Source organism: Methylocystis sp. H4A (assembly GCF_015709545.1).
GTDB lineage: Bacteria > Pseudomonadota > Alphaproteobacteria > Rhizobiales > Beijerinckiaceae > Methylocystis > Methylocystis silviterrae.
This window is the reverse complement of the sequence record NZ_JADNQY010000028.1, coordinates 827477-842359: the sequence shown is the minus strand read 5'-3', so window position 1 is coordinate 842359 and position 14883 is coordinate 827477. Positions and strand designations below refer to the sequence as shown.

15 protein-coding genes are annotated in these 14883 nt (G+C 65.5%); 3 read left to right on the top strand and 12 right to left on the bottom strand.

The annotated features are described in order from the left end of the window. Positions 1–3: 3 nt before the first annotated feature. Positions 4–1560, bottom strand: coding sequence for an FAD-dependent oxidoreductase (locus IYW40_RS20645; protein ID WP_196402082.1), 1557 nt, complete (start codon positions 1558–1560; stop codon positions 4–6). Between the two features lie 112 nt (positions 1561–1672). Here IYW40_RS20645 and IYW40_RS20640 point away from each other — a divergent pair, with 112 nt between their 5' ends. Both IYW40_RS20640 and IYW40_RS20635 read left to right on the top strand, forming a co-directional pair. Then, positions 1673–1852 (top strand): hypothetical protein, encoded by a 180-nt coding sequence (locus IYW40_RS20640; RefSeq protein WP_196402081.1) that lies wholly within the window; start codon positions 1673–1675, stop codon positions 1850–1852. 61 nt (positions 1853–1913) lie between these two features. Then, entirely contained in the window at positions 1914–3539 is a 1626-nt protein-coding gene (locus IYW40_RS20635; protein ID WP_196402080.1) for an outer membrane beta-barrel protein, read from the top strand. A 56-nt stretch (positions 3540–3595) separates the two neighbouring features. Here IYW40_RS20635 and IYW40_RS20630 read toward each other — a convergent pair whose 3' ends face one another. The 11 genes from IYW40_RS20630 to ispH form a co-directional block, all read right to left on the bottom strand. Then, a complete protein-coding gene (locus tag IYW40_RS20630; RefSeq protein ID WP_196402079.1) occupies positions 3596–4591 on the bottom strand; it encodes a hypothetical protein in 996 nt (331 codons plus the stop codon). A 9-nt stretch (positions 4592–4600) separates the two neighbouring features. After that, positions 4601–5311, bottom strand: coding sequence for an aldolase/citrate lyase family protein (locus IYW40_RS20625; protein ID WP_246720939.1), 711 nt, complete (start codon positions 5309–5311; stop codon positions 4601–4603). A gap of 74 nt (positions 5312–5385) precedes the next feature. Continuing rightward, positions 5386–5685: a (2Fe-2S) ferredoxin domain-containing protein gene (locus IYW40_RS20620; RefSeq protein WP_029650194.1), complete on the bottom strand. Its 300-nt coding sequence runs from the start codon at positions 5683–5685 to the stop codon at positions 5386–5388. A 5-nt stretch (positions 5686–5690) separates the two neighbouring features. Next, positions 5691–6494 (bottom strand): NAD kinase, encoded by an 804-nt coding sequence (locus tag IYW40_RS20615; protein WP_196402077.1) that lies wholly within the window; start codon positions 6492–6494, stop codon positions 5691–5693. Positions 6495–6623: 129 nt separating this feature from the next. Next, positions 6624–7550 (bottom strand): ROK family protein, encoded by a 927-nt coding sequence (locus tag IYW40_RS20610; protein WP_196402076.1) that lies wholly within the window; start codon positions 7548–7550, stop codon positions 6624–6626. After that, positions 7547–8326, bottom strand: a complete 780-nt coding sequence (locus tag IYW40_RS20605; RefSeq protein WP_196402244.1) for a pentapeptide repeat-containing protein — start codon at positions 8324–8326, stop codon at positions 7547–7549. Before IYW40_RS20605 ends, IYW40_RS20610 begins: the two co-directional genes overlap by 4 nt. A gap of 32 nt (positions 8327–8358) precedes the next feature. After that, positions 8359–9156, bottom strand: a complete 798-nt coding sequence (locus tag IYW40_RS20600; RefSeq protein ID WP_196402075.1) for a hypothetical protein — start codon at positions 9154–9156, stop codon at positions 8359–8361. 21 nt (positions 9157–9177) lie between these two features. Continuing rightward, the gene (locus tag IYW40_RS20595; protein ID WP_246720937.1) at positions 9178–10926 is read right to left on the bottom strand and encodes an OmpA family protein; all 1749 of its coding nucleotides are present in this window, start codon (positions 10924–10926) and stop codon (positions 9178–9180) included. Between the two features lie 192 nt (positions 10927–11118). Next, on the bottom strand, positions 11119–11595 hold the full coding sequence (gene rnhA, locus IYW40_RS20590) for a ribonuclease HI (protein WP_196402074.1): 477 nt from the start codon (positions 11593–11595) through the stop codon (positions 11119–11121). Continuing rightward, complete coding sequence (gene thrB, locus IYW40_RS20585; protein ID WP_196402073.1) at positions 11592–12557, bottom strand: homoserine kinase; 966 nt, start codon at positions 12555–12557, stop codon at positions 11592–11594. The genes rnhA and thrB overlap by 4 nt, the downstream gene beginning before the upstream one ends. 29 nt (positions 12558–12586) lie before the next feature. Then, entirely contained in the window at positions 12587–13555 is a 969-nt protein-coding gene (gene ispH, locus IYW40_RS20580) for a 4-hydroxy-3-methylbut-2-enyl diphosphate reductase (RefSeq protein ID WP_196402072.1), read from the bottom strand. A 297-nt stretch (positions 13556–13852) separates the two neighbouring features. Here ispH and IYW40_RS20575 point away from each other — a divergent pair, with 297 nt between their 5' ends. Continuing rightward, a complete protein-coding gene (locus tag IYW40_RS20575; RefSeq protein ID WP_196402071.1) occupies positions 13853–14749 on the top strand; it encodes a DUF937 domain-containing protein in 897 nt (298 codons plus the stop codon). Positions 14750–14883 lie beyond the last annotated feature (134 nt).

Genomic DNA, 14883 nt, shown 5'->3' with positions numbered 1-14883 from the left:
GCCCTATTCGATCGATTCCGGCGGCTCGGCGCCGATGCGCGCTTCAAAAGCGACTTCGGCGCGCAGATTGTCGAGGTCGCGACCGATGGTCGCGACGGCCAGCAGCCGATCGCCCTTGAAGTAGGAAACGGCGCAGTCGGCGGCGGCCGGATCGCCTGAAATCTCCAGCCGGTCCCACGACGCGGCGTTTCCGATATAAGAAATCGCCTCGTCGTAATGCTGGCTCCAGAAGAAGGGCGCGGCGTCAAACTTTTCCTTGCGGCCGAGAATGTTACGCGCGGCTGTCTGGCCCTGACGCTCCGCGACCACCCAATGTTCGACGCGTATCCGCTCGCCCGTGATCTTGTCGGGCCAGCTGGCGATGTCGCCGGCGGCGTAAATATCGGGCGCGCTTGTCCGCAGATATTCGTCGACGAGCACGCCCCGGTCCACGGCGAGGCCCGCGGACTGGGCGAGCGAGAGATCTGGCCTCACGCCGACGCCGATGACCACGAGATCGGCGTCCAAAGTCGCGCCGCTTTTCAATTGGAGCGTGCGTTCGCCGATTTCCGTCGCTGTGTCCCCGAGATGGAAGATGACGCCGTGGCTCTCGTGAAGCTTTCTCACATGCGCGCCGATTTCAGGGCCGAGAATGCGCGCCATTGGTATCTCCTCGGGCGCAATGACGCGCACGTCGAGACCGCGGGCGCGCAGCGACGCCGCCACCTCAAGGCCGATGAAGCTCGCGCCGATCACGGCCACGCGGCGCGCCCCAGCGGAGGCCGCGATGAGACGGTCGGCGTCGGCGAGCGAGCGCAGATAATGAACGTGGCTCCGTTCGGCTCCCGGCGTCGGCAGCTTGGTGGGGAATGCGCCCGTGGCGAGAAGCAGTACGTCGTACGACAGCGTCGCCCCGTCAGCGAGGGTCAGCCGCTTGCCCGCCGGGTCGAGCGACTCGACGCGCCGTCCCAGACGCAGTTGGACGCCGTTGTCTCGATACCAGGTTGAGTCGCGCAACGGCAGCCAGTCCGCCTGCGCGGTTCCGGCCAAATAATCCTTGGACAGATTGGGCAGATCATAGGGCTCGGCCGAATCGGCGCTGATCAGCTCCAGAATGCCGTCATAGCCCTCCGCCCTGAGCATCTGCGCAGCGGCGAAGCCCGCGGCGCCGCCGCCGACGATGACGACGCCGCGCGGCTCGACAGCGCCGCCGTTGGGCCTTGCTGACGCGGAGTCCGGCAGCCTTTCGCGCGCAAACACCCTTCCATCGACCTGCTCGACCCGCCACCGCGGCAGCGGATCAAACGCCGGCGCGCGCAACGCGCGGCCGCTACGCAAGCTGAAACAGGCATGGTGCCAGGGGCACCGGATCGAGCCGCCGACCACGAGGCCCTCGGCCAAGGGCCCATGATAATGCGTGCAATGAGCGCCGATCACGAAGAAATCGTCGCCCTGTCGCGCCATCACGGCGTCCTCGCCGGCCACATGGCCAAGCACCGGGCGGCCTTCGGCAACCTCGGCTGGAGCGACTCCCTGCGTGAAGTCGGGGCCCCCGGGTTGATTTTGCCCCTCTTCCGCCATGTCGCCCTCTCCTGTTCCGCGCCGTCGCGCCCTGCGCGCCCGCCTATTGCCACGCTTACTAAAGAGGGCGGCGCTTGAAGAGAGGCAAGGCTCGATCTGGACGGAAGCGATCGTGATTCGTCAAGAAACGAACATTTGTCATCTTTTTAACGACGAGAGGCGCTATGAAATCAGCATCGGCCGCCGTGGAACCATCAAAAATTGTGACATTGCCGCCACACTCATTAGAACAATTTTTCGTCAGGGCTATTTTTGCTTAACAATTGAGCAGGTGCGCGGACGTTGGGCTTGAACGGAACTTCACTCGCGAGTGATATCAATCAGATCTCGCCTTCCAGACGGAGTTCCCAGCAATGAAATGGCCCTATCTTTCGACCGTCGCTGCACTTTCGCTAGCAACCAGCGTCACGAGCGCTGCTCATGCTCAGTCGAAGCTGATGGAGGTCGACCCGACTCTCATCGAAGAGAATCAACCCGCGCCTCCGTCTGCGGCCACGCCCGTCAGAAAAGGTAAGATCGTCAAGGGTCCGGCCGCGCCGCCGCCGTCGGCCTGGATCGATACGCTGACCATCGACGGCTACGTCGAAGGCGGCGTCGCCGTCAACTTCAATCAGCCGTTCAACAAGCTGAACTGGGGCCACCTCTATACGGACCGCGCCAACTGGCCGACGTTCAACGGCGCCCTCCTGACCGTGCAGCGTCCGCTCGATCCGAAGGCCGAAGGCTATGACTTCGGATTCAAGTTTCAGGGCATGATCGGCGAGGACATGCGCTACAACCACTACCTCGGCGTTCTCGATTATGCGATCGCCTCGCGCACGCAAATCGGACCGATCGAGGCCAATCTCCAGGCGCATCTGCCCTGGGTTAGCCCGATCAGCGAAGGCGGCGTCGACGTCAAGGTGGGCATGTTCGCCACCTACAACGGCGCGGAAGTGATCCCGGCGAAAGACAATCTGTTCTACAGCCACTCCTACATCTTCAACTACGGTCCGTTTATTCACACCGGCGCGATGGTCACCACCCACGTCAAGCCCTGGCTCGACGTCTATACGGGCGTGACCAGCGGCGTGAACACGAGCCTCGGCTGGCCTGGGGACAATAACGCCGCTGCGTCCTTCCACGGCGGTTTCGGCTTCAACCTGCTCGACGGCAATCTGACCATTATGGCGATCACCCACACGGGTCCGGAGAACCAGAGACAGACCGACCCGCTCGGCGTCGGCTGGCCCGTCGGTTTCGCTAACGGAACTCCGTTTACCCAGACCGGCTGGCCCAACGCTTTCACGGCGGGCTGGCCAGTCAACCAGGGCGGTTTCGGCGCCCCTAGCCTCTGCGCCTGCGACGTCAACACGGCGATCCGTTCGTTTAACAACCTCACGACGACCTGGAAGGCGACCGAGAATCTGACGTTCATCACCGACATCAGCTTCATGCTGGAAAGCGGCTGGAACAATAGCTCCTTCGGCCTGCCGCAGAAGGCTTGGGCCGCGGCCAACGCCATCACCGGCACGGGATTCTGGGGCACGGCGCCGGCCTATCCGATGGGAGCGCGCGCCTTCGGCATCGCGCAATATTTCTCCTATAAGATCAACGATATCTTCAAGCTCAACGGGCGCGCCGAATTCTATCGCGACAACAACAACTTCTTCGTCAGCGCCTATCCGGGCTATTTCGACGCGGTCAATCTGGCGCACGGCTTCTGGTGTCCGTCCTGCATCAGCCAGAACCTAGGAACGGGCCTTTATGCCAATCGGCCGGCCTATTCCGGCACGAGCTATCTCGCCTTCACGCTCGGCATGACGATTACGCCTGAACTGCCCGTCAAACTGCCCTACATCACCGGCCTGATCATCCGGCCGGAGCTGCGTTGGGACACGACGGTCAACGGCACCACGCCGTTCTTCAGCCGCAGCGGCCTGAGCTCGAACCAGGGCATGTTCAACATGGACGTGATCGTTCCCTTCACGCTCCTCTAGAACGCAGTTTTCAAGAGCGACCCAAGCAAGCCGCCCGGTTCGCCGGGCGGCTTTTTTTATTGTGGAAGTTCGTCGTTCGCGTGATTGCGCGGCTGATCGCGGATCAGAATTTCGACGTCCGAGTCCTTGGTCGACTGCACGCGGAAAGCGCCCTGATAGGTTTTGCCCTCGTGGCGCGCGATAGCGACATATTCGCCTTCAGCCAAAACGAGCGACGGGAAAGCGCCGATCATCTCGCGGATGACGTCGCCGCCCGGCGTGAGCACCGAGAAGCTGGTATTGGCGAGCGCCTCGCCGCCCGGCTGCTTGACGAGCTTCAAGGTCATGGTCGCCGCGCGATGGCGCAGTGTCGCTTCGATCAGCTTTCCGGCCGGGATTTTCAAATCCGCCGTAACCACGGAGTTGGTCTGGTTCGTCCCGCCCTGAGCGCCCTGCCCCGTGTCGAGTAAAGTGGAGACGATGTGATAGGCGCCCTCGGGGAGGCAGATCACTTGATCGGCGTTGGCGTTGGCGAGAATGAGCTTCGCTTCGGAATTGCCGCGTTCCGGCACATAGATCGAAATTGACAGCCGCTGAGCGGGAATTTGCGCGTCGCCCAGCTTATCGATGAGCTTCAGCCCGCCGGCGTTCAGAACGATCCGCTCGGACACATTGCCGCCCTCCATGGTGACGCGGCGCGTGACGCCTGCAAGCCCATAGGCGGCATGGACGATATAGGAGCCGTCAGGCAGCGGCAGCGTCGGGACCGCCTCCTCCGATTGCGCCACAAGCTTGTGCGATCCGTCCGGCTGGGCGCTCTCCTCGAAGACACGCCAAACGAGGCCCGAGTGGACCGGCTGCTGGTCGTTGGCTGCAAGCGTCGCGCTCAGCCGCAGCGTGGCGCGTCTTTCGGTCGGCGGCGCGGCCGGTCCCGCCGCTTCGCCGGCGCTATGCGGCGGATGGGGACGGCGCGGCGGCTGTTGCTGCGCTTGCGTCGGCTCGGGGAGAAGCGCTGCGCCGGCAAGCGCCGCCGCGGCGGCCCGGCCAAGCGCGTCCAATCGGAGCTTTTTCATCGTCCTGTTCTATGCCGACGATTGCGGTCTTTGTCGATTCTCGCCCGCCGGGAAGACCTCGTGGATGGCCGCGATCTGTCCGGGAAAAAGCGCCATCGCCCCCTGAAAACCGTCGCGGCGCGCCGCCGCATAGGCATTCTCCTCTCCGGTTTGCACGGGCGCAGCAAGCGCCGACACGCCGGCCGACGCCGCCGCCAGAACGACGGCCGCCCGCGCCATTTGAGCAGCGGCGCCGTCGCCGCAGGCGAGGCCCAGCGCCGCGCGCAGCCCAGCGTCGTCGAAGGCCAGCGCCGCGAGACGCGGCGACGCGCCGGCGAGGGAACGCAACGCCAACACGGCGGCGGGATCGCCGCCGGCGAAGGCGCCGATCCTGGTCGCGCCGTCGGCGAGGCCCGCTTGCGCCTCGCGCACGGCGAGCTTCACCGACATGCGCAGCAGGCTCGCGGCGCCGTCGCAGGAGGGAAGAAAGACGCCGTCCGGTCCCGGGCCGAACAGCGCGTCGAGGTCGGCCTCGATGAGTTCGCTGTCGAGAGAGGCCAACTCCACGAAGAGCTTCGGCGCCGCGCTCTTGCCTCGCGCCTCATTGATCAGCGCGCAGGCGCGGGCGCTGCGCCGCGCAGCGTCCTCCGCACAGGGGCCAAGCCGCAACAAAAGCGCATCGGCGCCGCAATCGAACGCCGCCGCGAGTTCCTCATCGCTGGCGTCGGACTCAAGGATCAAACAGGAGCGCATGCGATTGGGGCTTGTTGCGGGAGACGTCGGATCCCTTCTAGCACGCTCAGCGGGGCCGCTGATCAGTCCGGTGCCTCAATCGCCTCCAGCACGAAGCGGATCAACTCGTCGGCCGACGAATAGCTGATCCATTTCCCGCCAGGATAGACGACCGCGACAGGGCCGTGCTCGCATTGGCCGAGGCAGCCCGACTGCGACAGGCGCACGCCGTCGCGCTTGGCGAAGGGCAGCGCCTTGAGCGCTTCCTTCACCTTCGCCAGCGCCTCCTTGGCGCCGTGGTCCTCGCAGGCGGATCGTCCGTCGCGCGTGTTGACGCAGACGAAGACGTGGCGGCGGAAGGGTTTGATCGCGGATTCAGTCATTGTCCTTAGTATCCGAACTGCTCGCGGAGGATTCGCTCTTCCAGCGAATGGCCCGCATCATGGAGCAGGATCAGAGTGGTGGCGTGGTCCATCACAACGTCCACATAAGCAAGGTCGCGGAATTCGTCATGATCGGCGACGACAGAGACCGGCCGCTTCGCCGCTTCGAGGACCTCGATCCGCACCTTTGCGAGGTCGGGCAGCAGAGCGCCATGCCAGCGGCGCGGGCGGAATGCGGAGATCGGCGTCAGGGCCATCAGCGGCGCATCGAGCGGCAGGATCGGACCATTGGCGGAAAGATTGTAGGCGGTGGAGCCGGCGGGCGTCGACACCAGCACGCCGTCGGTGACGAGTTCCGGCAGGCGCTCCTGGCCGTTGACCAGAATGCGCAGCTTCGCGATCTGCGAGGTCTGGCGCAACAGCGACACCTCGTTGATGGCGTGCGCCGAAAACTCGTCGCCGCGCACATTGACGGCGTGCATCAGCAAGGGGTGAATGATCGATGGCTTGGCCTCGGCGATCCGCTTGCGCAGCCCTGTCTCGCGATATTGGTTCATCAGAAAGCCGACAGAGCCGCGATTCATGCCGTAGATCGGCTTGCCGGCGTCCATGAACCGATGCAGCGTGCGAAGCATGAGGCCGTCGCCCCCGAGCGCGACGATGCAATCGGCCTCCTCAGGCGGGCAGTCGCCGTATTTTTCAATGAGGCGCTGGCGCGAGTCCTCCGCCTCCGGCGCGCCCGAGGCGAGAAAAGCCAAATGGGCCCACGGCTTCTTCCCGTGATTCTGCCGATCTCCGGCGGCGCCCATCGCAAACTCCCCCTCACGCTCGCCGCAACCGCCGCGATTGCTTCGGCATACACCGGCGCGAGGCCGGAGGGAACGGCGCCGGCGCAAGCTGCACACGAGGCGCGCCGCGGCGGCCTCCAAATGTGCAACTCATTGGTCGGCCTCGCCGGCGCCCCATAGCCAGGCGGCGCCGCGCACGCCGCCCGAATCGCCATGCGCATTCGGCAGGATTTTCGTATCAAAGGCGTCGGTGACGGCGTTCTTCCCCACGCGCGCCGCGAGCCCCTCATAGAGGCGCGAGATGTTGGAAAGCCCGCCGCCGAGCACGATGACGTCAGGATCGATGAGATCGACGACCACCGCCAACGCCCGCGCCAGACGGTCCTGATAGCAATCGAGGCTTGCGCGCGCGGCGGGCTCGCCACCATCCGCCAGCGCGGCGATTTCGGCCGCAAGGCGGCGCTCGCCGGAGCGCTTCTCATAGTCGCGCGAAAGGCCGGCGCCGCAAAGAAACGTCTCGATACAGCCGCTGTGCCCGCAAAAGCAGGGGCTCCCTGGATATTCCTGCGGAGTCATCCACGGCAGCGGCGTATGGCCCCATTCGCCGGCGACGCGATTGCGCCCCTCGAGGATCTTTCCATTGACGATGACGCCGCCGCCGACGCCGGTGCCAAGAATGACGCCGAACACCACGCCGGCGCCGCGGCCGGCGCCGTCAATCGCCTCCGACAGCGCGAAACAATTGGCGTCATTGGCGACCCGCACCGGGCGTCGAAGCGCCCGCGCGAGATCGACGTCGAGCGGCTTGCCGTTGACGACGGCCGTGTTGGAGTTTTTCACGAGGCCGGTATGCGTTGAGATCGCGCCAGGCGCGCCGACGCCCACGACGCCGCGCCGCCCGATATGGGATTCGATCTCACGTACGATTGTCGCGACGGCTTCGATGATCGCCGCATAATCGTCGGCGGGCGTCGCGACGCGGCGGCGCGCCAGCGTCTCGCCCGCGGCGTCGAGCGCGATCGCCTCGATCTTGGTGCCGCCGAGATCAACGCCGATGCGGATAACGTCGCGCGTCATTTCACGCGGGCGCGATCGATGTTTTGCGCGCCTGCGAGCGCGCTCCCGGCGGCGGCGTCGATCTGCGCGGAATCGAGATCAAGACCGTCAGTCGTGGCGCCGGTCCAGTTTACGCCAGTCAAATCCGCGCCGGCGGCGTCGGCGCCCTTCAGATTCGCCTCGGAAAAATCCGCGCCTGCGGCGCGCGCGAAGCGCAAGTCGGCGCTCGCGAGATTGGCCTTGTGAAAACGAGCGCCTTCGAGCGCGGCCGAGCGCAGCACCGCGCGCATCAATCCCATCGACTGGTTCTTCATGTCGGCGGAGAGATCCGCCTCGCTGAAATTGGCGCCGCGCGCCGATGCGCCGGTCAAATCGCCGGCGAGACGCGCATGCGCGAAGTCCGCGCGGTCGGCCCGCATACGCTGCATTTGCGCAGCGAAGGCGTGCGCACCCTTCAGCGATGCGCCGGTGAGGTCGGCTTCGATCAGCCAGGCCTGATCGAGGATCGCGTCGTCGAGCCGCGCGCCGGCGAGCGATGTCTTGTTCATGCGGGCCGCGCGGAAATCGACGCCGTGCAGATCGAGCCCGGAAAGATCGAGCCCGTTGAGGCTTTTTTCCGAAAGATCGATCTTATGTCCGCTCTTGCGATGCAGCAGCGCCGCTTCGATGTCGGCGCGCGTCAGTTCAGCCTTGGAATAAGCCGGCTGCGCAAGATCGACGCCTTGCAGCATGTCCTGCGCGCGGAGGTCTTGGGCAGACAATGACGCGACGCAGATGAGGACGAAGCTCAGACCCATACGCATACGCACGAACTCGTCCCTCTGCCAACCTATGCCGCGTCGGCCTTGCGATCAGCCGAGGCGCCGCCGCTTAGCGCTTGCGCCTGCGCGATCCATCCGTTGCGCTTCACCCGTCCCGCCGCGCCGATCGACGCCTCGATCCATTTGATGTTGTCGTCGCTCCAGCCGGCGATCTGATCATAATGGAAAACGCCGAGCGCGTGCAGCTTCTCGACGCTCTTTGGTCCGACGCCCTTGATTTTTGCAAGATCGTCCGCCGCGCCGTCGCGTGGCGCGGGAAGCGCGGCAGGCGGTGCGCCCGGCGCCATCTTGCCGCCCGGCGCGCGCATTTGCGCGGCTTTTTCATTCAGCGCCTTGACGGCTGAAGCCGCGGTCTCTAGCGCCGGCTCAACGCTCGTCGGCGTCGCTGACTGCGCAATCGCGACAATCTCATCTTGCTCATCTTGCTCATCTTGCGGTTCGGTCGACGGCGCGACAGTCGATTCGTAAACGTCGCGCGTCGCGCCGCGCAATACAACAATCGGCCGCTTGCCGACATAAGCGGGCGCGGCCTTGGTCGTCTTGAGCGCGGCGCCAACCGGCAGACCGACGAGATAAGCGAGCATCGCGATCAGCGACACCTCCATCATCAGCGCGGCGCGCCCGTCGAGGAGCCCCAGCCAGGAGGCGGCTGCGCCGGCGCCAAGCGTCACGGCGATCGCGATAAGGTTCCAGCCGGGCGCCGCAGGGGCGTCCTTCGCCCGCGAGGTCGTCACATAGCCGGCAAGCGCGCCAAGCGCACAGGCAGCGGCGAACCAAGGCCAACCAAGCGTCAGCAAGTAGGACATGAGCCGTCTCCTTCTCTGGCGCTACTTGACGACGATTTCGACGCGGCGATTGCGCGCGCGATTTTCGTCGCTGTCATTGGAAGCGATTGGGCGCTCGCCGCCGTAGCCGACGGCGCTTATTCTGAACGGGTCGAGTCCGGCCTTCGCCAGGCGTTCGACGACCGCCTGTGCGCGACGCTTGCTGCGCCCCAGATTCACTTCGGCAATGCCGACGTTGTCGGTGTGCGATGCGATCTCGAGAGTGGCGCCCGGGCAGCGCAGCGCCGTCGCAGCGATCGCATCGACGAGAGGCGCGGATTCAGCGGCGATCGCCGAATCGTCGGACGCAAAGACGATTGGCGATTTGGCGAGAAGCTCGGAGAGCGCCGCGCCACATTGGCTTGCAACAAGCGGCGAGCCGACGATGCGTGTCGAGAGCTGCGCCTCGCCGCGGAAACTCTGCGGCAGCGCATCGGCGAAGCTCGCCGCGATCTCGGCGCGTGCGCTCTGATGACGCGCGACGCCCGCGAGCGAGATAGTCGAGTCGCTGATCGCGAGCTTGCCTTCGTCGAGCCGCGCCAATGCGGCCAGGGAACGATCCGTGGCGTCCGCGAAGTTTTGCGGCGCGCCTTTCGCGATCATGAGCCGGTCAACGACTTTCGCGTCGAAGAAATTCCTGCGCGCGGTTTCGACGAGGCGATTACGGACGGCCTCATCCGGCGCATAGCCGGAGAGCGTAACGTCTCCGCCGGCGCGCTGGGCGCTGAAAACATATGGCGTCATCGGACCCGCCATGACGTCGAGCCGCGCGATCTCAAATCCTGAAGGCAACCGCGCTTTCGCATCGGCCCGGATCGTCTCGCCCAATATGTTCTGGCGCCCCTGCCCTTCAATGATGATCTTGCCATCGGATACGGCGACTTTGCCTTGCGACAACTTGCCGAGTTCGCCCACCGCGAACGCAAGCGCTCCGGCGAAGTCTCCGGCGGGCGCGCCGGCGCCAAGCTCGGTCGCGTCGCTGACAGCGGCGCCGGCGCCCACGGTGGCCGCCATAGCGATGACCTGTTTGCGCAGATCGTCGCTCGGCAGGTGGCCGGAGAGGCTGATGACGCCGTCGCGCGCCGCCGCGGAAAACACGTAGGGAGAAACACGCGGCGGCGACACGTCCACTTTTACCGCGCTCTCAAACGGCGACGCCTTGAGCGCGGCGAGCGCCTTGTCGTAATCGGCCGCGCTGCGCGCTTCGCCGGAAACAGCCAGACTCGCGTCGGTCATCGTCGTCGTCGCGGGATCGAGTTCGGCGAGGCGACGCACGGCGAAGGACGCGAGATCGGGGAAGGATTTCGGCGCGCCGTCGGCGTAGGCGGCGGAGTCCGACACTTCCAGGCCTAAGGCGGCGATCTCCGCGCGCAGCTTTTCGCGCGCGCCCGTGGGAGGGACGTTGCCCGAGATCATCGCCTTGCCGCCGCGGCGTTCGAGTCGCAGCACGAAGGGCGTTGCGCGCGAGAGAGCCTGCGTCGCGTCCATGATGCGCCGCGCTGGCGTTTCAACGCCCAGCGCCGTCAAAAGCTGAGCTTTGACATCAGGCGACAGCGAAATGCCAGCGAGGACGACGTCACGGCCCGAGACGCGGACCTCCGGCCTGTCGATTGCGTCAGGCGACTGTGCGACTCGCAACAAGATCGCAGCGCGCAGATCGTCCTCTAGACGAGGCGCCAACGCGCCTTGCGCAAAATAGGCCAGTCCAAAAAGGACCGGCAGTCCAATCCACCATTTTTTGGGAAGGTGCATCGACGTCTTGCCCTCCATCGAAGAGAGAATCAGCAAAGACGCGCTTAACTCAACCGCACATGCTCGTTTTGCGCGGCGACGTGTCAATATGATGGCAAACAAAAATGGGGAACGCGGCCGCGCCGCGCTCCCCAAAGGCGAAGAAGAGTCCTGGTCGACTGTGAGATAGGCTTCGCCCGCTCTTCGACAAGGCTATCTTGATGAAAAGCGCGCGCTTGCAGGCGGCCTGCCGGGGAGGAAAGGCGCCATGCCGGCGCGCGCCAGTTCGTCGGCGCGCTCGTTCATGTCATGGCCCGAATGGCCTTTGACCCAATGCCAGTCGACGTCATGCCGCTCCGCCGCCGCTTCCAGCCTTTGCCACAGATCGACGTTCTTGACCGGCTTTCGGTCGGCGGTGCGCCAGCTGCGCGCTTTCCAGCCGGCGATCCATGAGGTGATCCCGCCGCGCAAATATTGCGAATCGGTATGCAGATCGACCGCGCAAGGACGCGTGAGAGTTTCAAGCGCCATGATCGCCGCCATCAACTCCATGCGGTTGTTGGTGGTGAGCGGCTCGCCGCCGTTGATCTCTCGTTCGCGATCGCCAAAGCGGAGAATCGCGCCCCAGCCGCCCGGCCCCGGATTGCCCGAGCAGGCGCCGTCGGTCCAGATCTCGACGCCGAGCGTCATGAACCGACTCCGTAGACGCGCGCATCGGCGGCGGACTGGTGAAACCGGAGCTTGGCGAGATATTCGCGCGGATCCTTGGGACGCACCAGCGCGCCCGGCGGCACGTTGAGCCAATCGACGTAGCGGGTGAGCAGAAAACGCAGCGCGGCGCCGCGCGCGAGCATGGGAAAGGCGTCGATCTCGGCGCAGGAGAGCGGCCGAATCCGCTGATAGGCGTCGAGCAGCGCGGCGCCCTTGTCCGGCTGATAGCGATGCTCGGCGTCAAAGCACCAGGCGTTCAGGCAGATCGCCAGATCGTAGGCGTAGGAGTCGGTGCAGGCGAAATAAAAGTCGATCAACCCCGAGATGCGCTCGCCGAGAAAGAAAACATTGTCGGGGAAGAGATCGGCGTGAATGACGCCGCTCGGCAGGTCCCGCGGCCAGCTCCGCTCCAGATGATCGAGCTCCGCGTCGACGAGCGCGCGCAATCCCGTCGCGACCTCTTCCGCACGGGACGCGCACGTCGAAAAGAGCGGCCGCCATCCCTCGACAGAAAGCGCGTTGCGGCGCCGCTGCGCGAAATCGGCGCCGGCGAGATGTAGTTGCGCGAGATTTGCGCCGAGCGCGGCGCAGTGCGCGATTTCCGGATGGTGAATCGAATAGCCGTCCAGAAAAGTGACGATGACGGCGGGTCGGCCGGCGAGGCGCCCCAGCGCGAGTCCGGCGCGGTTCTTCACCGGCAGCGGGCAGGTCACGCCCCGCGCCGCGAGATGTTCCATGAGGTTCAGGAAGAATGGCAAATCGGTTTCAGCGACGCGCTTCTCGTAAAGCGTGAGGATGAAGCTGCCGGCGCCGGTATGGAGATAATAATTGGAATTTTCGACGCCCTCGGCGATGCCTTTGCAGGAGAGCAGCGGCCCGAGATCATATGTCGCGAGAAAAGCGATCAGCTCCTCGTCGTCAACCAGCGTGTAGACGGCCATGGGCGCCGACCGTTCACTGCGGGCCGCCCTCAGGCGATCGCCCGCAGCTCCTTGGGCAGAGGGAAGGACACGTTCTCGTCGGCGCTGGAGATGGTTTCGACGACAATGTCATATCGCTCGGCGAATGCGTCCATGATCTCCTCAACCAGAACTTCGGGCGCGGACGCGCCGGCGGTAATGCCGAGCGACGATATGTTGCCAAAAATCTCCCAGTCGATCTCACCCCGGCCCTGCACGAGCTGCGCCGGCGCGCCAGCGCGCTCGGCCACCTCGCGCAGCCGCTGCGAGTTCGACGAATTGGGCGAGCCGACCACGATCACGGCCGCGACATGCGGAGCGACCTCCTTCACCGCAGCCTGGCGGTTCGTGGTCGCATAGCAGATGTCTTCCTTGTGCGGGCCAATGATCAATGGAAAGCGCCGCATCAGCGCGCTGACGATCTCCTGGGAATCGTCGAGCGACAGCGTTGTTTGCGTCACATAGGCCAGATTCGATTCGTCATCGAGTTTGAGCCGGTCAATGTCCTCCACGGATTCGACCAGCACCACCGCCCCGTCCGGCAGCTGTCCCATGGTGCCCACGACCTCAGGATGGCCGGAATGTCCGACGAGCAACACCCGGCGGCCGCGCCGCCTGTGAATTTCCGCCTCTCGATGCACCTTCGTGACGAGCGGGCAGGTCGCGTCGATGGCGAGGAGTCCGCGTCCCGCCGCTGCGGCCGAAACTGATTTGGCGACCCCGTGCGCCGAGAAGATCACCGGCGCGTTGGTATTGGGGATTTCGTCGAGCTCCTCGACGAAAATCGCGCCCTTCGCCTTAAGCGATTCGACGACGTAGCGATTGTGCACGATCTCATGGCGCACATAAACGGGCGGGCCAAACTTGGCCAGCGCCCGCTCGACGGCGTCGATCGCGCGCACGACGCCTGCGCAAAATCCCCGCGGCGAGCAAAGCAGAATCTTGAGCGGCGGCTTTGTCGGTCGGGGGTGAACGTTCATCTTCGCGCCTTTGGCAGAGGCGGCGCCGAGGCGGCGAGCCGCTCAAGCGCCAATCGCGGCCATCCGGATCACCCGGCTGAATGCCGGCAAGCAATGTCGCGCATGCGCGACGGTGTCAAGCCGCCGGCGCAGCGCGGATCCGCTGCGGGAGACCCCTCGGCGAACGCGGTCCATGCGTTGCTAACGCCGGCGCGGCGCAACAAGTTTCCAGCTCCGCCGCCGATTGGCGCGACCGCCGGACTGTGACACCATGACGGCGGGCTCGCCTTTCGGGCTCGCGTGAACGGAGCTGCGCGCATGTCCTATCTCGATGAGATTTTGCAGTCGGCGCAAGGCGGCCAGTTGGTCTCCAATCTCGCTCAGCGCTTCGGCCTCTCCGACGAACAGATGGACCGCGCCATCAAAGCCCTCTCCCCCGCGCTCGAAGTCGGCCTGAGCAACGCCGCCGAACAGCCGTTGCTGTTCGAAAAGGTCTTGGGCGACATCGCGTCCCCGCTGCGCGCGGCCGCCTTCGAGGACCCTGGCGCCGCGCAGGACGCGGACTCTCTCGCCCAGTCGCGACAGCTGCTCGAAGATCTCTTCGGCTCGCCGGCGGCCGCTGGGCAAGTCGTGCAGGTCGCGGCACGCGAGTCGGGGCTGCGTCCGGACATTCTCTCGCAATTGCTGCCGGTGCTCGTTTCCGTGCTCATCGGCGGATTATTCAAAAATGTGAGCAACCGGGGCCTCGGCGGCGTGCTCGGCCAGCTCGTCAACTCAGGCGCGCTCGGCTCCATTTTGGAGCAAATGCTCGGCGGCGGGCGGGCCTCGCAGCCCGAACCCGCGCCGATGCCGACGCCTCAAGGCGGCGCAACTGGCGGCGCAACGAGAGGCGGCGGCCTGCTTGGCGGACTTCTGGGGTCGATTCTGGGCTCGCTGCTCGGCGGCGGCCGCCGGCCCGCGCCCGACCCCTACGGCGGACCCATGGGTGGACCCATGGGTGGACCTGTTGGCGGACCGATGGGCGGCCCGCTTGACCTCGACCCGGGCGCTGGGCGCTCTCAAGGCCTGCCCGAGGACATGGATCAGGAGTCGATTCAGCAGGCGATCGAAGAGATCAAGCAGACGCTGCAGATCGGACGCGGCGGCGGCGGCGAAAACGCCGGCGCGCGCTCGGACTTTGAAAGCATTCTCGGCCAGATCTTCGGCAAGCGCTAGGGGCTGGCCGCCAAGCTCGGGACGGCCCGCGAAGTTCTAACCCAGGACGCCCTTCGGCGGGTCCCGGCGAGCCGGCGCGGGCGGAGGCTTGCGCAACGCCCGCTTTCCTGCAATCCATCGGCGCGATTCCTGCA